The sequence below is a fragment of the Bradyrhizobium sp. genome (assembly GCF_049586575.1).
Classification (GTDB): Bacteria; Pseudomonadota; Alphaproteobacteria; order Rhizobiales; family Xanthobacteraceae; genus Bradyrhizobium.
In genome coordinates this window covers 1-18077 of record NZ_JBAVCF010000085.1, presented here as the reverse complement: position 1 = coordinate 18077, position 18077 = coordinate 1, and the positions used below count along the sequence as shown (strand labels likewise).

The 18077-nt window shown below is 59.7% G+C and carries 18 protein-coding genes, 1 tRNA gene and 1 pseudogene; 7 read left to right on the top strand and 13 right to left on the bottom strand.

The genetic code is table 11. The annotated features are described in order from the left end of the window. The 4 genes from WB528_RS02940 to WB528_RS02925 all read right to left on the bottom strand — a co-directional run. Positions 1 to 569 (bottom strand): glutathione S-transferase family protein (locus tag WB528_RS02940; protein ID WP_423886932.1); only part of this gene is annotated, 569 nt, incomplete at its 3' end. An 85-nt stretch (positions 570 to 654) separates the two neighbouring features. Continuing rightward, positions 655 to 1590: a glutathione S-transferase family protein gene (locus WB528_RS02935; RefSeq protein ID WP_423886931.1), complete on the bottom strand. Its 936-nt coding sequence runs from the start codon at positions 1588 to 1590 to the stop codon at positions 655 to 657. A 255-nt stretch (positions 1591 to 1845) separates the two neighbouring features. Then, positions 1846 to 2337: a cupin domain-containing protein gene (locus tag WB528_RS02930; RefSeq protein WP_423886930.1), complete on the bottom strand. Its 492-nt coding sequence runs from the start codon at positions 2335 to 2337 to the stop codon at positions 1846 to 1848. A gap of 99 nt (positions 2338 to 2436) precedes the next feature. Beyond that, entirely contained in the window at positions 2437 to 2835 is a 399-nt protein-coding gene (locus tag WB528_RS02925) for a putative quinol monooxygenase (protein ID WP_423886929.1), read from the bottom strand. Between the two features lie 290 nt (positions 2836 to 3125). Here WB528_RS02925 and WB528_RS02920 point away from each other — a divergent pair, with 290 nt between their 5' ends. Continuing rightward, positions 3126 to 3659 carry a MarR family winged helix-turn-helix transcriptional regulator gene (locus tag WB528_RS02920; RefSeq protein ID WP_423886928.1) on the top strand — a complete coding sequence of 178 codons (534 nt, stop codon included), beginning with the start codon at positions 3126 to 3128 and terminating at the stop codon, positions 3657 to 3659. 20 nt (positions 3660 to 3679) lie between these two features. After that, positions 3680 to 3922, top strand: a pseudogene (locus WB528_RS02915) (transposase); the annotation flags it as partial. An 85-nt stretch (positions 3923 to 4007) separates the two neighbouring features. Here WB528_RS02915 and WB528_RS02910 read toward each other — a convergent pair. The 4 genes from WB528_RS02910 to WB528_RS02895 form a co-directional block, all read right to left on the bottom strand. After that, positions 4008 to 4802, bottom strand: a complete 795-nt coding sequence (locus WB528_RS02910) for a TonB family protein (RefSeq protein ID WP_423886926.1) — start codon at positions 4800 to 4802, stop codon at positions 4008 to 4010. Between the two features lie 4 nt (positions 4803 to 4806). After that, positions 4807 to 5277 (bottom strand): TonB system transport protein ExbD, encoded by a 471-nt coding sequence (exbD, locus tag WB528_RS02905; protein ID WP_423886925.1) that lies wholly within the window; start codon positions 5275 to 5277, stop codon positions 4807 to 4809. A 3-nt stretch (positions 5278 to 5280) separates the two neighbouring features. Next, a complete protein-coding gene (exbB, locus tag WB528_RS02900) occupies positions 5281 to 6204 on the bottom strand; it encodes a tonB-system energizer ExbB (RefSeq protein ID WP_423886924.1) in 924 nt (307 codons plus the stop codon). A 259-nt stretch (positions 6205 to 6463) separates the two neighbouring features. Beyond that, positions 6464 to 6925 carry a MarR family winged helix-turn-helix transcriptional regulator gene (locus tag WB528_RS02895; RefSeq protein ID WP_423886923.1) on the bottom strand — a complete coding sequence of 154 codons (462 nt, stop codon included), beginning with the start codon at positions 6923 to 6925 and terminating at the stop codon, positions 6464 to 6466. A gap of 147 nt (positions 6926 to 7072) precedes the next feature. Between WB528_RS02895 and WB528_RS02890 the strand changes: the two genes are divergently transcribed. From WB528_RS02890 to WB528_RS02880, 3 genes are all read left to right on the top strand, one after another. Further along, positions 7073 to 8233, top strand: coding sequence for an efflux RND transporter periplasmic adaptor subunit (locus WB528_RS02890; protein WP_423886922.1), 1161 nt, complete (start codon positions 7073 to 7075; stop codon positions 8231 to 8233). Beyond that, positions 8230 to 11376 carry an efflux RND transporter permease subunit gene (locus WB528_RS02885; protein WP_423886921.1) on the top strand — a complete coding sequence of 1049 codons (3147 nt, stop codon included), beginning with the start codon at positions 8230 to 8232 and terminating at the stop codon, positions 11374 to 11376. Before WB528_RS02890 ends, WB528_RS02885 begins: the two co-directional genes overlap by 4 nt. A gap of 73 nt (positions 11377 to 11449) precedes the next feature. Further along, complete coding sequence (locus tag WB528_RS02880; RefSeq protein WP_423886933.1) at positions 11450 to 12016, top strand: invasion associated locus B family protein; 567 nt, start codon at positions 11450 to 11452, stop codon at positions 12014 to 12016. Positions 12017 to 12043: 27 nt separating this feature from the next. Here WB528_RS02880 and WB528_RS02875 read toward each other — a convergent pair whose 3' ends face one another. Genes WB528_RS02875 through WB528_RS02855 form a run of 5 tightly spaced genes read right to left on the bottom strand, consistent with a single transcriptional unit; the run spans position 12044 to position 16671 of the window. Further along, positions 12044 to 12763 (bottom strand): ABC transporter ATP-binding protein, encoded by a 720-nt coding sequence (locus WB528_RS02875; RefSeq protein ID WP_423886920.1) that lies wholly within the window; start codon positions 12761 to 12763, stop codon positions 12044 to 12046. Further along, a complete protein-coding gene (locus WB528_RS02870) occupies positions 12760 to 13524 on the bottom strand; it encodes an ABC transporter ATP-binding protein (RefSeq protein WP_423886919.1) in 765 nt (254 codons plus the stop codon). The genes WB528_RS02875 and WB528_RS02870 overlap by 4 nt, the downstream gene beginning before the upstream one ends. Further along, positions 13514 to 14503 carry a branched-chain amino acid ABC transporter permease gene (locus WB528_RS02865; RefSeq protein WP_423886918.1) on the bottom strand — a complete coding sequence of 330 codons (990 nt, stop codon included), beginning with the start codon at positions 14501 to 14503 and terminating at the stop codon, positions 13514 to 13516. The genes WB528_RS02870 and WB528_RS02865 overlap by 11 nt, the downstream gene beginning before the upstream one ends. Then, entirely contained in the window at positions 14503 to 15366 is an 864-nt protein-coding gene (locus WB528_RS02860; RefSeq protein ID WP_423886917.1) for a branched-chain amino acid ABC transporter permease, read from the bottom strand. The genes WB528_RS02865 and WB528_RS02860 overlap by 1 nt, the downstream gene beginning before the upstream one ends. Before the next feature lie 51 nt (positions 15367 to 15417). Next, the gene (locus tag WB528_RS02855) at positions 15418 to 16671 is read right to left on the bottom strand and encodes an ABC transporter substrate-binding protein (protein WP_423886916.1); all 1254 of its coding nucleotides are present in this window, start codon (positions 16669 to 16671) and stop codon (positions 15418 to 15420) included. Between the two features lie 298 nt (positions 16672 to 16969). Here WB528_RS02855 and WB528_RS02850 point away from each other — a divergent pair. Both WB528_RS02850 and WB528_RS02845 read left to right on the top strand, forming a co-directional pair. Further along, positions 16970 to 17043, top strand: a tRNA-Gln gene (locus WB528_RS02850). Positions 17044 to 17362: 319 nt separating this feature from the next. Continuing rightward, a complete protein-coding gene (locus tag WB528_RS02845; protein ID WP_423886915.1) occupies positions 17363 to 17674 on the top strand; it encodes a hypothetical protein in 312 nt (103 codons plus the stop codon). Positions 17675 to 18077 lie beyond the last annotated feature (403 nt).

Sequence of the window (18077 nt, the reverse complement as noted above, 5' to 3'; positions counted from 1 at the left end):
CGCACGAGATATCTGATAATGTTCGGAAAGCGCGTGAGCTCGTATGGCTGAAAGTAGCGCATTTTGGTGAGTGAAAATCCGATCATGATGTCAGCGGACGTGAATTCTCTGCCCGCTAGATAATTCGCACTGCGCATCCGTGCCTCAATGGCGTAGAAGGCACGGTCGACCCGCGCCTGTGTTGCCAACAGTACAGGATTGTTGTCACGAAGCTGGAGCCGATTGAGGATCATCAGCCGGCCCATATTCGCCTGCAGCGTGCCATTGGCAAAGTGAAACCAATATAAGAATTCGGCGAAGTCAGGATCGTCAGCATGGAGGGTCAGCCGACCGCCGCCGTATTTGGCGATGATATATTGGACAATGGCGCCGGACTCAGCGAGCGTGACATTGCCGTCAATCACGACTGGCGCCGCTTCCATCGGATGGAGCGCCTTGTAGTCCGCTGGAGCGAGCAAGGTCAGCTTTTCACGCGCGTAACGTTTGAGCTCATAGGGAATTTCGAGCTCCTCGCAAAGCCAAACGATCCGCTCCGATTGCGACTTCTGGAGATGATGTACCGTGAGCATGAGCTTCCGCTGATCAATCAGCGAGGCCGATCGTCTCTAGTTCATGACGAACTAGGGACTTATCGTCCTCGCGATAGCTCCTAATTTAGACACGCGGCTTTTCATCTCGAGCGGTGTCAAAACCAACTCGCGGGAAGTGCAGGTTTACTTTGCCCACAGAGGAATCTTCGTGCCGGATGACGACCTCGTCAGCCGTCCACGAAAGAAGCTTTCCGTGTACCGGATTGCCGTAGTCGTCCGGCGTGACGCTGACCTGATCGCCGCGCTTGAGACCGATATGTTGCGCCTCGGGCCACCATTCTTCAGGCTCACTCGGCTCGCTTGCCATTGCGGCCTCGATTGCCTGGTCCTCGGTCATCGCGGAGAATTTGCCGTGCCCGATTTCCGCGACCCGCTTGTACCAGGGATTGATCACGCTACCGAAAGCGATCAGCTCATTCACCTCGGTGCCACCGTTTTGACGTGCGAACCAGATTGGGTGGAAGGTGGATAGGTCGGCAGCGGAAGGCTCGCTTCCGAGTATAAATCTACGACCATCTGCGAGGGCTTCGGCGAGCCAGGCTAGGTGCGCGTCAACTCTCTGCAAGTATAGTGCACGCTTGGGAGCGAGCTCCTTGGGATCGATGTTGACGCGGAAAAGCGGTCGGCGTTCATCGATAAGCTCTTGTGGGAGTCCTGGCATATTGCCGATTGTGAGGCAGACGGCGTTAAAGAAGGACCCCTTCTCAATCCACCAGCCGAAGGCCTTCGCCAGGGCTTCCTGCCCCTTTGGATAGAGGGAGCCCGAACGACCCAATCTTTCGACGACTCGAAGGATAAGCAGTGTATCGCAATAGAATTCGGCGCCGACCTGAAGGATTGGAGTCTTGCGATAGCCTCCAGTCATCGGCGTGAGCTTGGGACGGGGCGTCCATACCGGAATTTCGACCGAATTCCAGCTCACGCCCTTGAGACCAAGAGCGAGACGTACCTTTTCGGAGTAAGGCGAAAGTGGATAATGATGCAGAATAATCTGTGACATGTTCTCTCTCCTCGTGTCATTTGCCGAGCACTGAGTGCCGGCGGAGAAATGTGAACCGCGTATCTCAGTCAGGCCGCGGTCGCGATCACCGCGAGAGAAAGGACTCGGAACGATTCCGAATCCCCGAGCTGGCACCAATTCTGGTCCTCTTCTGAGGGCTGGAAATCGGTGAGTGCGCCATTGGTCGAATGGGTTGCAGGCGCAAAGCAGGCTTCTACTTACGCAGAACCGGCTGCTCGCGCCGATAGGCTGACGTTACTTCCTTTCCTGCATGTCGAAGCCGAGGAATTCGAACGGCTTGTCGCCGTTGATCCAGCCGTGCCACGTATGCGGGTGGAACAGAAGGATGTCATCGGGCTTGTAGGTGATTTCGCCGTACTTTTTGCCATCCTTGTCATTCAGGGTCATCTTGCCAGCGCCGCTGATGACGTAAAGAACGTATCCCTGTTCCGCAGGTCCCTCGTGAAGCGCGATCGAGCCGTTGGCGTCGACGTGCCCGCGCATCACATTGATGCCTTTGCTGATATCAATGCTGTTCGGCGGCACCTGATAGATTGCCGCATACTCGAAACCCTTGTTCGGCTTGCCGGCAATGTCCGGAATCAGAGCGAGCTTTCCAGGCTCCTTCTTGACCGCAATCGCCTTGCCGCTTGGATCGAGTTCAATACTCGTCAGATCTCCGGCAAACGCCGGAGCAGCAATTAAGAGGGTCACCACCACACCCAACCCATAGATTAGACCGCGCATCTTTCCCTCCTCGTTTGTTCATTTTGATTGGATTTGATTATTGGCCAGCTGGGTCGCCTGGAACGGCGACCTTTAGCTGACTCGGAATCGACGCCGTGCCTACACGCCGGTACGTCCGTCCAGGAAGATCTGACTGACCGGCTTTGCCAGAATGGGCTTCAGCTTAGGCAGGATTTCCTTGATATCCGGCGTTCCCATGTGAGCGTCGAGGGCGGCTTTGTTGGTCCATCTTTCCCACGTCATGAAGCGGCCCGGCTCATCGATAACCTCCATCAGAACGTACTTCTGGCAGCCCGGCTCTTTTGCCGACTTGTGCGCGTAGGGTACGAGCAAGTCGCGGAGGTCGGCCGCCTTTTCCTTCGGGGCCACAATTTCCGCGATCACGAAGTATCCGCTGTTGTCGCCGGCGGCCTCGGCGGATGAACTCGTAAGAACGACAGCAGTCACGCCGCTCAAAGCGGCGTAGCCGACGAATGCACGGCGATCCATGTCCGACATGATGGTTCCCTTCCCTGTGGTTTGTTTCTTTGCAGGCCGTGCCAAAGGCAATACCGGCCGTGCCCTCCCAAACAATTGGGATACAAATACCTTGCACACGATATAATAAGAGTCAATTATATATGATATGATGCGATTATGGGCCTGCTCCCGGCAGATTCACGGTATGCGACTTGTGCGGCGCCAGCGGCTGACAGTAAGATTCAGTTTGAACAGTCGGTACAGGTCGTTTTTTGAACAGGCGATGATCCAGATCGCGGGCCGGTTTGGTAGTTCAGGGAAGCCAATAAATGCGACGTAATGCCAAAACAAGAAGCGTGCAGGTCCAAAGCTCGATCGCTCCCGTCGAAATGCCGGGACTCGACAGTCACCTTTGCTTTGCGCTCTATGCCGCCAGCAACCATATGACGCGCTTGTTCGTGCCCTTTCTGCAAAAGCTGGGCGTGACCTATCCGCAGTATCTGGTTCTCGTCGTGCTTTGGGAGCGCGGCCCGCACGGCGTCGGAGATCTTGCCACGTTGCTGCGCATGGATTTTGGGACGCTATCGCCGATGCTCAAACGCCTCGAGAGCAAAGGCCTTGTTACCCGGCACCGGCAGGCCAGCGATGAACGACGCGTCCTTGTCGACCTGACACCAAAGGGGGTTTCGCTCCGGAAACGGACGGAGCAGATGTTGGGCGAGTTTTACTGCTTTTTGAACATGCCTTTGGAGGAACTATTCGACTTAAAGGATCGCCTTCGTCATTTCGTAAATTCTGCGGGACCCAAGGAGGCGAAGACGCCTCCCGCCAGGCTGTCCGGAGCGGGCTTTCAGCCGGCATAGGTGGGCCTCTCGGCCTCTAGAAACAGCGTGGCATTCCTCGGGTGAACGACCGTCGTGTCCTCAATGGCATCTTCTGGGTCTTGCGCTCCCGAGCACCTTGGCGTGATCTACCCGAGATGTTTGGTACGTACACCACATGCTACAAGCGGGCTGGTGTCTGGGGCCGCATCATCGACGCGCTTGCCGCTGCCCATGATGCCACTGTCCAGATGATCAACACCTCGATTGTCCGCGTGCATCAGCATGGGGCCTGCAACTCGCGTCTATCCGGTTGTGGCTGCAGCTTAATGACTCCGCGTCCTAGTTGCGGACAAAAAAAATATGCCGGTGCACGAAGCATCGGCACTTTTACTTCCTGCCCTTGAAATCCACATCCAGGCTGAAGCTGAAGGTGTCTTCCGAGACCTTCATCTCCGCCGAAGGACGCGGCACCGGGTCCGAGCGGCGGATCATGTCCATCGCGGCCTCGTCGAACAGCGGATCGCCCGAAGACTGCGCAACCGCAAGCGACACCACGTGACCCAAGCGGTTGAGCACGAGGTTCACCTTGACCTTCGCCGCCTTGACTTTCTCAGTCTTCGGATAGCGCTTGTGCAGTTCGAAATAGGCGCTGATCTGCTTCATCCATTTGGCGGTGAGCATTTGATCGTCTTTGCCGATTCCGATATTGGGCGCCGCAGCCACGTCGGCCTCGTGCGCATCCGCCAGCCGCTGCCGGGCGGTTGCTTCCTGCGCCACCGATTCCTGCGACGCTGCGGTCTGCACCGTCTCGACCTTCGGTTCATCATCCGTCGGCTTTTTCTGCTCGTTCCGCGTCACGACACGATCGGGATTCTCGGTTTCCGTCGGCGTCTCCTTTGGCAAGTCGGTCGGCTTGACCTCGGCCTTCTGCTCGGCGAGCGCAGGTGACGCCACGGAGGCGTCGGCGTCCGGGCCCGGAGGCAGTTCGGTGTCTTCAGCAGCGGGTGACGTCAGTTCCACGCCGATTTCGGTTACATTGGCGCCAAGCCCACCGGAACCGTCGTCGGAATGAAGATGCGTCAAGGCCAGCGCCGCACCGCCAACGTGCAACGTCACCGCAGCCGTTGCGGCGATCGTCCAGAGCCGCCAGGACGGCCGTTGCTCTTTCACAGACTCAGCCATCGCATCAGGGTTTTGCCGCAACCGGTGCGGCGGATTGGGTATCAGATTCCGCAACGCCTTCCAGCGCCACCAGTTTCATCCGATAATTTCCTCGGCGCAAGAGCTCCAGCACATCCATCAGATCGCCGTAATGCACGGCACGGTCGGCGCGCACCAGAACAAGACGTTCTGGATTGGCCTCCGCGCCGGCATCAAGCATTGAGACGAGGTCGGCGCGCTTGACGGGCTTTTCCCCGATGGCGAGCGTCAGGTCCGGCTTGATGCTGACATAGACCGGCTTGTCCGGCTTCTTCTGTGGCGTTGCCGTCGAGGACGGCAGATCGATCGGAAGATCGACCGTCGATAGCGGCGCCGCCACCATGAAGATGATCAGAAGCACCAGGATGACGTCGATGAATGGCGTGACGTTGATGTCATGCGTTTCCGCGAAGTCGGCGTCGTCGTCGAGATCGGCATCCGCGATCGAGACAGCCATGCCCTACTCCGCAGCGCGCGAATTCGCCGGCCGCGGCGAGCTGACGTGGGTGCGGTCGAGATCGCGCGACAATAGCCTGCCCGCGGCGCCCGACGAGCGGCCGACCAGTTCGAGATAGCCTTTCGTCACGCGCGCGAAGTGATTGTAGATGATCACGGCGGGGATTGCGGCCACGAGACCGATCGCGGTCGCCAGCAGCGCTTCAGCGATACCGGGGGCAACGACCGCAAGATTGGTCGTCTGCGATTTCGAGATACCGATGAAGCTGTTCATGATGCCCCATACGGTGCCGAACAGTCCGACAAAGGGCGAGGTCGCGCCGATGGTGGCAAGCAGGCCCATGCCAAGCCGGATCCGGCGCGCTTCCGCACGCACGATTTCGGAAAAGCTCGAAGCCGCCCGCTCCTTTACGCCGGCGTCGCTGGAAATTCCCGCCGACATCCGCCCTTCGCGCATCGCGGCCGCCAGCAACGAAGACAGGACGGTGCCCCTTGAGCCCAACGCAAATTGCGCTTCTGCCAGCGACCTTGAATCCGCAATCATGCCGAGCGCCGCGCGCAGCCGGCGCCGAACGACCGACAGCTCGATCATCTTTGCAATGAAGATGGTCCACGTCACGAGCGAGGCAAAGGCAAGCCCGATCATCACCGCCTTTACGATGATGTCGGCAGCCAGAAACATCGACCAGGGCGAGAGCTCGTGCAGCGTGACCGATGTGAACTTCATCGGTTTCGCGGCATCGACCGCTACTCCATTGCCGGCGGGAGCGGCCGGAGCGACAGCTGTCCCGTTCGGCTGCGCGGCCGGCGCCGGCGTACCGGCCGACATTTTCGGATCTGATCCCGCCGTATTCTGCTGGGCGAACGAAACCGTTCCCATCGAGACGAATATCGCTACAGCGACGGCTTTAAGAACGGTTCTAAACATTCCCGCGACTTCCCGGATTTCAAGTCTATGCTGTTCTTATTGCTTCAAAAGCATTTCGCGCGCCACGTCGAGTAGCTAACGCGTGAGTTAGACGAATTCCATTGGGAGTTTGCTGTGGGTGATCGATCTTTGCCGTCTTTTTTCCTTAATGCACGCAGCGAGGACGTCAGCCGGATGTTCGCTCGCGACGGTGATATACACCCGTCGCGCAAAAGCCGACAAATGACGTTGCCCGCGTGCTGAACGTGAGCGGACGCGATCACTCGGCAGCGACGTTGCTGGTGGGATCGCCCAAGGTTTTGATGCGGTCCTTGACCTCGCGCAACGTCTTGAGGCTGCTTTCAAGCGCTGCCACAGACACGCCCTGCAACACGTCGGTTGCAATGGCATCGCGCAGGCTATCGAGGTCGTCGGCAAGCCGGCGCCCGGACGCCGTCAGGAACAAGCGGTTGGCCCGCCGGTCCCTGGGATCGCTGCGGCGTTCGACGAGACCATGCTCAACCAACCGGTCGAGCAAGCGCACCAGCGAGATCGGTTGCAATTCGAGCACATCGGCCAGATCAACCTGGGACAGACCCTCCTGCTCGCGCAGGCGGAACAGAACAATCCACTGCGCTCGGGTGGTGCCGCGGGTCTTGGCGCGGTGATCGATATAATTTCGTAAAAGCCGAGACGTTTCGACCAGTTGCGAGACGATCTGCTTCTTTAGGTCGAGCGACATTGGCCCTGGTATCCTTAGATTGAAAATTGCTTAGAATTCTCAAGCTATAGTGTGTTTACACATTAAGTGCACGCGTATTATATCTGATCTACCTATGAACTATAGGCAAGACTCGCTAGTTATATTTTTTTGAATCTGAAGGCCGACATGAACAAATCGCGGATAACGCGTGGGATTTTGCTGGCCTTGGTAGTTGCTGGGCTGGGATATTTCGGCTGGCAGCACTTCCATGGCCAAAGCCAGGAAACGGCGGCTAATCGAGCGAAAAAAGCAGCCCGCAGCGCGGTCCGGGTCAGCGTCGCGACCGCCGAAAAAGTGGACTTTCCGGTTTACCTGACGGGGCTCGGAACCGTTCAGGCCTTCAACACGGTCTTGGTCCGCTCGCGCGTCGACGGGCAGATCGACAAGATTGCGTTCACCGAAGGCCAATTGGTCAAGCAAGGCGCCCTCTTGGCCGAAATCGATCCCCGGCCCTATCAGGCGGTGCTCGATCAGGCGAAAGCCAAGAAGGAACAGGACGAGGCCAATCTCGCCAATACCAATCTCGATTTGCAGCGCTTCATCAAATTGGGCGAGTTCGCCACGCGCCAGCAGCTTGATACGCAACGCTCCAACGTGTCGCAGTTGACGGCGCAGATCGCAGCCGACGTCGCCGCCGTCTCCAACGCACAAACCCAGCTCGACTATACCCAGATCAGCGCCCCGATCTCCGGCGTCGTCGGCCTGCGTCAGGTCGACATCGGCAACATCGTCAACGCATCCACTCAGACCGGCATCGTCACGATCACGCAGATCGAGCCGATTGCGGTCATTTTCACCGCGCCCGAAAACGAACTGCCGAACATCAAGGATGCACAGGGCGCCACACCGCTTAAAACCATCGCGCTGACGACCGACGGCAAGAAGTCGTTGGCGCAAGGAAAGCTGGCGGTGGTCAACAACCAGGTCGATTCGACCAGCGGCACCATTCGCCTCAAAGCCCTTTTCGATAACAAGGACCATGCTCTGTGGCCCGGCCAGTCGGTCTCCACGCGGCTTCTCGTCAGCACGCTGAAGGATGCAACTGTGGTTCCGGACGAAGCCGTCCAGCACGGCACCCGCGGCCTCTATGCCTTTGTCGTCGATCAGGACAACAAGGCTGAGCTGCGGACCGTCAAGGTCAGCCAGTCGATCGACGGCCGCTCGGTGATCGAGCAAGGCCTGTCGCCCGGCGAAAAAGTCATTACCACCGGCCAGTTCAAGGTGGCGCCCGGCACGCTCGTCAGCACCGCGGTGGCAAGTTCCGATCCGAAGGTCCGGGAAGAATGAACGGCGAGGGAATTTCCGCCCCCTTTATTCGCTATCCCATCGGCACCTCGCTGATGATGGCCGGCATTCTTTTTGTCGGTCTCGTTGCCTATCCACTGCTTCCGGTTGCGCCGCTGCCGCAGGTCGACTTCCCGACGATCCAGATCACCGCCCAGCTGCCCGGTGCCAGCCCTGAAACCATGGCCTCGTCGGTGGCGCAGCCTCTGGAGCGGCAATTCGCGCAGATACCTGGCATCGCCCAGATGACATCGACGAGTTATCTCGGCACCGCCACGATCACCATCCAGTTCGACCTCAACCGCAACATCGACGGCGCCGCCAATGACGTGCTGGCGGGCATCAACGGCGCCGGCGGCCAGTTGCCGAAAAACCTTCCGACCCCGCCGACATACCGAAAGGTCAATCCGGCGGATTCACCGATCCTGCTGTTATCGGCGACATCGGATAGTCTGCCACTGACGACAGTCAGCGATTCCGTCGACGCACAGCTCGCACAGCAGATCAGCCAGATTTCCGGCGTGGCGCAGGTCACGATTGGCGGCCAGCAAAAGCCTTCGATCCGGGTTCAGGTCGATCCGGCGAAACTGGTAGCCAAGGGCCTGTCGCTCGAGGATGTCCGCAACCAGATCGCGATCGCCACGGTCGATAGCCCCAAGGGCAACATCGACGGCACGAAACGCGCCTACACGATCTATGCCAACGACCAGATGCTGGACTCCAAGGATTGGAACGACGTCATCGTTGCCTACCGCAATGGCGGTCCCTTGCGGATTCGCGACATCGGCGAGGCCGTGACGGGACCGGAAGACGCCAAACAGGCAGCCTGGGCCAACGGTCAACGCGGCGTGTTTCTGGTGGTTTACAAGCAGCCCGGCGCCAACGTCATCGATACGGTCGACAAGATCAAGGCGCTGTTGCCGCGGCTGGTGGCCGGTATTCCAGCTGCGATCAAGATCGGCGTGATCAGCGATCGAACCCAGACCATTCGTGCCGCCGTCGAGGACGTTCAATTCACGCTGCTTTTGACCATCGTGCTCGTCATCATGGTCATCTTTGTCTTCCTGCGCAGTTTCTGGGCCACGGTGATTCCGGCCGTGACTGTGCCGCTCGCCTTGCTTGGCGCTTGCGCGCTGATGTGGGTGTTTGGCTACACGCTCGACAACCTGTCCTTGATGGCGCTGACGATCGCCGTCGGATTCGTGGTCGACGACGCCATCGTGGTTCTGGAAAACATCACGCGTTACATCGAGGCAGGCGACAAGCCGCTCACCGCCGCCTTCAAGGGCTCAAGCGAAATCGGCTTCACGATTCTGTCGATCAGTATCTCGCTGGTCGCCGTGCTGATCCCGCTGTTGCTGATGGGCGGCATCATCGGGCGCCTGTTCCGCGAATTCGCGGTAACGCTGGCGATGACGATTTTCGTGTCGATGGTCGTGGCGCTGACGCTGACGCCGATGATGTGTTCGCGCTTCCTGCGCGGTCACAGCGACCATCAGGAACATGGACGGTTCTACCAGTGGAGCGAACGCGGCTTCGACGCCATGCTGCGCTCCTACGAGCGCGGGCTCGACGTCGCCATCAGCTGGCGACGCACCACATTGGTCGTTTTCTTCGCGACACTGACACTGTCGATCTACCTGTTCGTGATCATTCCGAAGGGCTTCTTTCCGCAACAGGACATCGGACTGATCACGGCAACGTCCGAGGCGTCGCAGGATATTTCCTTTGCCTCGATGGTAAAGCAGCAGGAAGCGCTTGGCGCCATCGTCCAGGCGGACCCCGCGGTCGCATCGGTAGCGATGGCGATGGGCGGCAACGGTCGCGCCGGCAACAACGGCAGCGTATACATCACGTTGAAACCGCTCAGCGAGCGCGACGCCTCCGCGATGCAGATCATCGCCCGCTTGCGGCCCAAGCTTGAGAAGGTCCAGGGCGCGCGGCTCTATATGCAGGCGGCGCAGGACGTGCGGATGGGAGGCCGGGCGACCCGGACGCAGTTCGAATTCACGTTGCAGGACGCCAACCTCGACGAATTGAACGAGTGGGCGCCCAAGGTGCTCGCCAAGATGAAGACGTTGGCCGAACTGCGCGACGTCGCGACCGACCAGCAGTCGGAAGGCACGACGCTCCAGCTCAAGATCAACCGCGACACCGCCTCGCGCTATGGCATCCAGCCGCAATTGATCGACGACACGCTATACGACGCGTTCGGACAGCGTCAGGTCACCCAGTATTTCACCCAGCTCAACAGCTATCATGTGATCCTGGAGATCCTGCCGGAATTGCAGGGTTCTTTGGACACGCTGGACAAGCTCTATATCAAATCGCCGACGACCGGCGACCAGGTGCCGTTGTCGGCATTTGCGAGCTGGAGCAGCGTCCCGGTTCGTCCGCTCTCGATCAGCCATCAGGGCCAGTTCCCTGCCATCACCATCAGCTTCAACCTTGCGCCCGACGCGGCGCTCGGACAGGCCACCGACGCCGTGCAACGGGCGATGGCCGAAATCGGCGTGCCGTCAACGGTGAATTCAAGCTTCCAGGGTACCGCACAGGCCTTCCAGCAATCGCTTGGCACGGTGCCGCTCCTGATCTTGGCGGCGCTGGTCGTGGTGTATCTGATCCTTGGCATTCTCTATGAAAGTTACATCCATCCGCTGACGATCTTGTCGACGCTTCCTTCGGCCGGCGTCGGCGCGCTCGCGATCCTGATGGCATTCGGATACGACTTCAGCCTGATCGCCTTGATCGGCATCATCCTGCTGATCGGCATCGTCAAGAAGAACGGCATCATGATGGTCGACTTCGCGATCGCGGCCGAGCGCGACGAGCATCTGACGCCGGAACAGTCGATCCGCAAGGCGGCGCTGTTGCGCTTCCGCCCGATCATGATGACGACAATGGCGGCCATGCTCGGCGGCGTTCCCTTGATGCTTGGCACCGGAACAGGATCGGAAATCCGTCAACCGCTCGGCTACGCGATGGTCGGCGGTCTCATCGTCAGCCAGGCGCTGACCCTGTTTACGACGCCGGTCATTTACCTCTATCTTGACAAGCTTTCGGTGGCCTTCTCCAATTGGGGACGCTCGAAAGATGACGACCAAGACCTCGCTGAGCACGGCGCCGTCAAGGAAGCCGCTGAGTGATCCCTTTCAGTTAGCACGTCGATCAGCGCGCAACCCCTTCCTCGGAGACCGCTCGGTGAAGCACGCAAGACTGATGCCCAATTTCCGGAAGTCGGATGTCGTGCTGGCGACGGTTTTGGCCGTCGCCGCTTTCGCAGGCAGCGGCGTTTCATCTGCGCAGCCCAAGGCCAAAAGCCAGGCTTCGACCCAGGCGGCGACGACACCCGCCCCATCCGGCACGTCCGCTTCGGCACAACCGGGCTGGGCCGCGCGTTGCAGTAGCGGAAGCCGCGACGCGCCGCTCGAATGCGCGATAGAGCAGAACGCGATCCTTACCAAAACCGGGCAGCTGGTGGTGGTGGTCAATATCCGCGTACCCGGCGATACCAGGGCGCCGGTCGCGCTCGTGCAATTGCCGCTCGGGCTCAATCTCCAAGCCGGGGCAAAGCTTCAGGTCGATGACGGCAAGAGCGTCGAGCTTCCGATCCAGACCTGTGAGAACAGGGGCTGCTACGCGAGCATCCCGATTTCTCCGGAAATGCTGAACGCGCTTCGATCCGGCAAGCAGTTGAAGGTCCTGTTCCAGGATCTCGCCAAGGAAACCATTGCGATCCCGATGACGCTCACCGACTTTACGGCCGCCTACGACAAGATCAAGTAAGCCCACCCTGCTGTACCGCGCCTGGCGCTAGCCGATCCCGAGATAAGCCTTCTGCACCTGCGGATTGTTGGCCAGATCGGAGGCTTTTCCCGACAAAACGCTTTTGCCGACCTGAAGGACGGTTGCGAAATCGGATACTTCAAGGGCGAGTTCGACCGATTGCTCCGCGAGCAGAATGGTCAGCCCCTCTCTGTGCAGCCGGCCGAACGTATCGTACATGGTTTCCACCACGGCCGGCGCGAGACCGAGCGACGGCTCATCCAGCATCAGAAGCTTCGGATCGCTCATCAGTGCGCGGCCGACCGCCAGCATCTGGCGTTCGCCGCCCGACATGGTGCCGGCACGCTGGTTGCGCCGCTCGGCAAGCTTCGGAAAGATGTCGTAGACCCGTTCAAGCAGCGTCGCTGCGCGCTTCTTGTCGTGCAGCGGTGTTGCGCCAAGCTTCAGATTGTTCTCGACGCTTTGCTGCACGAACAATCGCCAGCCTTCTGGCGACAGGGCAAGCCCCTCACGCACGATTGAAAACGCACTTCGCCCGCCGATCGGCCGGCCGCGAAATTCGATTCCACCTGAGTGCACCGGGATCAGGCCGGCAATGGCATTGAGCACGGTGGTTTTGCCGCCGCCGTTGGAGCCAAGCAACGCAACCACGCTGCCCTCGGGCACGTCGAGCGAAACATCTGATACCCCGATCAGGTCGCCATAGCGAACCTCGAGATGTTCGATTCTGAGCAAGGGAGCGGTCACGACGCCGGCCCGATAAGTTCGATCGGGGTGTGGGAAGCGGCCGCCTTGGCGGCGCGTTTGCCAAGATAGGCCTCGATGACGGCCGGATTGCCGGTGACCTCACGAGGACTGCCACGCGCGATTTCGCGCCCCTGGTGGAACACCAGGACGCTGGTCGCCAGCGACATGATTACTTCCATGATGTGTTCGACAATGACGAGCGTGATGCCGGAGCGATGGATATCGCGCACGAGATCGATCGCCACTTGCACCTCACGCTGCGTGAGCCCCGCCATCGCTTCATCGAGCAGCAGCACCTTCGGTTCGGTCGCGAGCGCGCGCGCGATCTCGAGCCGCTTGCGGCCGGGCGTTCCGAGCGACCGCGCCGGCGTTTCCGCCAATCGGCCCATGCCGACACGCTCCAGCACCGCCCGCGCGCGAGCCTCCGCTTCGGATTTGCGAGAGGTCCGAAGAAACGCGCCGATCATCACGTTTTCCAGCACCGACATGCTCTCAAAGGTCTGCGGCACCTGAAAGGTACGCGCGAGCCCCAATCGGGCGCGCGCTTCCGGCGCGAGGTTCGTCATGTCGTGGCCGTCGAACAGCACGCTGCCTGAGGTCGAGGCGATGTCACCTGTCAGACAGTTGAAGAAGGTGGACTTGCCCGCTCCGTTCGGCCCGATCAGGCCGAGGATATCGCCCTTCGCCACTGCGACCGAGGCGCCATCGACCGCTCTGAAGCTGCCAAATGCCTTGGTGATCTCGCGCGCCTCAAGGAGCATGGGCAGCCCCTCCCGCCGCCGTCGGTTTCCGCCACCATCGCTTCGACCATAGTCGTTGGACCAGGGTCAGAATTCCACCGGGTTGAAAGCGCGCGATCAGCACAATGATCGCGCCATACACGACGAAGGTCAGCCCTGCCCCCTTGCCGCCCAACCAATTGTTGGAAATCTCCTCGAGCGGCACCAGGATCGCGGCGCCGACCAGTGGTCCGAACAAAAGACCGGCACCGCCGAGAGCTGCCATGATCAGGATCTTCACCGAGATCAGAAGACCGAGCCCTGACTCCGGATCGATGAAACCGAACATCATCGCATAGAGTGCGCCGGCGACGCTCGTCATCCCCGCGCTCAGCATGAACGCTGCGAGCTTGGTGCGGCTTGCGCGTGCACCCAGCGAGCGCGCTGCGCGTTCGGAATCGCGGATCGCGCGCAGGTAAAATCCCATCCGGCTATTGGTCATCCACCAGGTGACGAGGAGCGTTACCACCAGGATGCCCAGGAACAGATAGTAATACGGCAGGGCCGAGATGAAGGAGAGATCGAATATGTTCCTCGGCACGGTTGGCCCGCTCAAACCGATGGCGGAGCCGAGATATGGAGTGTTGGTGACGATCAGCCTGACCAGTTCAGCGACCGCGATCGTGGCCATGCTGAAATAATGGCCGGAAAGCCGCAGCGTCGGCACACCGATGACCGCGGCTATTCCGGCGCTGACGAGGATACCGATCGGAATTCCCAACAACGGCGACCATCCGAAATGCGTATATGCGCCCATGGCAGCGTAGGCGCCGCAGCCAAAGAACACGACGTGGCCGACCGAGACCTGGCCGGCATAGCCGCCGACGATGTTCCAGGCCGATGCCGCGATCGCATACAGCAGCACCAGCGCGCCGAGCCGTTGCTGAAACGGCGTCGAGAACAGCAGCGGATAAGCGACGATCAGAGCCACCAAAACCGAAAGCCAAACCAGCCGCCGCATCACGTCCTGCCCAACAGGCCCTGTGGCCGGAACCAGAGAAAGCCGAGGAACAGCGCGTACACGACCATGTCCTTGTAGATCGGTCCGAGCAGATAGGCCGACAAGGATTCGATCACGCCGATCAGAAGCCCTGCGATCAACGCTCCCGGTATGCTGCCGAAGCCGCCCAGCGACACCGTCACGAAGGCGACGATGCCCAAGGTCTCGCCAACCGTCGGCACGATGTAGAAGAACGTCGCGATCAGCGCGCCGGCCAATCCGGTTGCCCCCGCGGCGATCGCCCAGGCAACCGCCTGCATGGTGTCGGGCCTGATTCCCATCAATTGTGCGGCTGTGGAATCTTCTGCCACCGCCAGCATTTTCGACCCCAGCGAAGTCCGTGTCAGGAGAAGATGCAGACCAAAGGTTACCAGCAGCGCAACCACGCCGGCCAGAAGCCGTGACGCCTGGATTCGGAGACCCATGATGTCGAAGGTGCCACCGACGAGATTCTCAGGCAGCGACAGGAAGTTGGCGCCGAACCACCAGAACACGGAATAGCGAAGCAGCAGCGCAAGCCCGAAGGTGCCGAGAATCTGCGCCAGCATCGGCCCTTTCATGATTTCGCGGATCAGTGCGAAATAGACCACGATGCCGAGCGTGGCGAGCACGAGAACGGCGAGTGGCGCGCCCGCCCAGGGCCCCGCGCCGAACAAGGTCCAGACCACAAACGCCACATACATGCCGAGCATGACGAAATCGCCGTGCGCGAAATTGATGATGTTCATCATGCCCCACACCAGCGTGAGGCCCGAGGAAAACAGCGCATAGACCGCGCCCAGCAAAAGGCCGCCTGCGATCACCTGGATTAGCGTGGAGGACATGCCGTCGATCGGGTCTTGCGGATGAATTTTCGGCGGCGGCGAGGAAAGACCTCACCAGCCCTTGTAGGGAAGTTCCGGCGCCTTCTGCGAACTGCCCTTCGGCCAGACCGCGACGTAATTCTCGCCGTCCTGCAATTGAATGATGAGGCTCGACGCCAGTATGTTCTGACCCTTTTCGTCGAACTTGACGCCCTTGTAACCCATCATCAGTTGATTGGGCTTGAGATCCGTTGCCTTCAGGGCGGCCTGGATCTTGGCGGGCTCCGTCGAACCGGCGCGATCGATAGCGTCGCAGAGAACGAAGAACGCCTGCATCGCACGGCCCGTGGTGTCGTCCATATCGTCGCCGGTCTTCTTCTTGTACATCTCCGCAATCAGTGCCGTCGGCGAACCCGCGGGACCGACGCTCCACGACGAGCGATTGAGGATGCCCTTCGATATCTTGCCGACCGCCTTGATCATGGAGGGATCGGAATAGCCGGAATCGTCCGCAATGATCATCGGCGGCTTGTAATCGAGCGCCTGCATCGTCTTCTGATAGAGAATGGCGTCGGACGTGTAGGCAATCATGATCACGACGTCCGGCTTCTTCTCCTTCAGTTGCAGCACCTGGCCCTGCACGTCAGTCGCATTGATCGTGTAGGGAATATCGAGCGCGATGGCCTTACCCTTTTCCTTGAACGCGCTGGTGATGACGTTGGCGACCGAGACGCCGTATTCGGTGGTGTCGTGAACGATTGCAATGCTGTCGCTCTTGACTCCTGACGCTTTCATGTCGGTGAGGAAATCATAGTAGATTTTCGCGATGTCGGAAGCGATCGGAGTGGTGCGAAAGAACCATTTGAAACCGCGCTCGGTCAGGTTGGCGGCAACCGACTCGCCATTGACGAAGGGAATGCCGTATTTTTCGGCGATTGCGCTTGCCGTCAGCGTGACGCCGGATTGGTAGGCGCCGGTGACGGCCACCACCTTCTCTTCCGTGATCAGACGCAGCGTCTGGTTTTGACCTGTGGCCGGGCTGCCTTGATTATCGGCGAACACCACTTCGACCTTGGCGCCGCCGAGACCGGCGAGGCCTGCGTTCTTTGCCAGCGGGAAGTCGCCGAACTCGGGATGGGCATTGTTGATGATGTCGAGGGCGAGTTCGATCGCAGCCTTGGAATGGACACCCGCGGTAGCCGCCCCGCCGCTCAATGGCACGACGGCGCCGATCTTGACGGTCTTCTCCTGGGAAAAAGCACTGCTCGCCGGCAAAACGGAAATCGAGGCCGCACACAGCAACCCCACGATACGCATCAATTTCATGTCTGAACGCCTCCGAGAAGGTTCCGCCGCCTGATGGAGTGGATTTGCGGACCGCTGGGCTCCTGAGAGCCGGTTCGCCTGCGGCAATACCCCCTACATCCCCTGTTTTATTGAGCTTTAAGCATTGCATGCCGGCCTGAGAGGGGCAATGCGCCCTTCGGTCACCACCTGCCGTCTGCTGCTTGCCAAAAGCAGGATGGAGCAGGTAGAACGGCCCCCGATGCCCAGGGGGACATGGCCAATGTTCAGCCGCGGCGGTCAGTATTCCACCTATATCATTGATATATCGGGATAATTTTGGGGAATGGTGTAACGGTAGCACAACAGACTCTGACTCTGTTTGTCTAGGTTCGAATCCTAGTTCCCCAGCCACTTAAACCCCTTTGAAACAAAAGCTTTTTTCCATTTCGCTGATTTCGTGAATCAGCCGATCTGTTCTCGCAGTAGAAGGACGCATCTGACGCATCAGCATTGGCTGTTACTGACCTGCGCTTGACTACTCGAAATCGCGGTTGAGCGGATCTATGTTGGCCCCGTGCCCGTGCCACACCTCCCCTTCACACCTGCCTGCCGACCCGCGCCACCATCGTCCCGCACAGCGACGACTGGCTGCACGAGATCAAGTACGCCGGCTACCGGCTGATCGTTCATCGCGACGCAGACCGCATCCGCCTGATCACCCGTGGCGGCTATGACTTGGTCTGGCCGCTATCCGTGGATCGTCGAGGCCGCCCGCAAAATCCGAAAGACACGGTTCGTGTTCGACGGTGAGGCTGTGATCCTCGGTGTCGACGGCGTGTCGGATTTCAACGCGCTGCATTCCCGCAAGCAGGATGACGAGGTGCAGTTCTGCGCCTTCGACATCATGGCGCTCGACGGTCAAGCTACCCTTGACCATGCGCAAGACCGGAAGGCATCTTCGTCAACCCGTTCGAGTGCGGCGAGATCGGGCTGGACCCGTTTCGGGCAGCGTACCGGACGGGTTAGAGGGCTTGGTGTCTAATGCACGCTTCGTTCGAGGCTGAATGTCTTGTTGGTCTTCCATTCGGTACTCGACTCTAACCCAGCGCCCCGAAGAGGATCGAGAAGTTTCGACAGGGCGCATTGAGGCAGATCAAAGCAACCTTGTCTGCAAGGCGTGCGGCCAGCGGGGGCCGATGTCCGGCCAAACTTCGCGCCCGCTACGATGGGTACCAACGGTTTATCCGAGCGCTCCTATCACGGTTAGTCCATCCACTCCCAGTGTCGCCAATGGATCGGAGAAACTTCAGCAGAAGCTGATCCAGCCCCATAGGTAGCCACGTCATGACACCGCAGTCAGACTTTTCAGTCCGTCCGCTGAAGTGGAGCCGCCCCAGTCTCTGAAATTGAGCGGCCCCTGCCGTCCACTTGAAATGCCCCTGCCC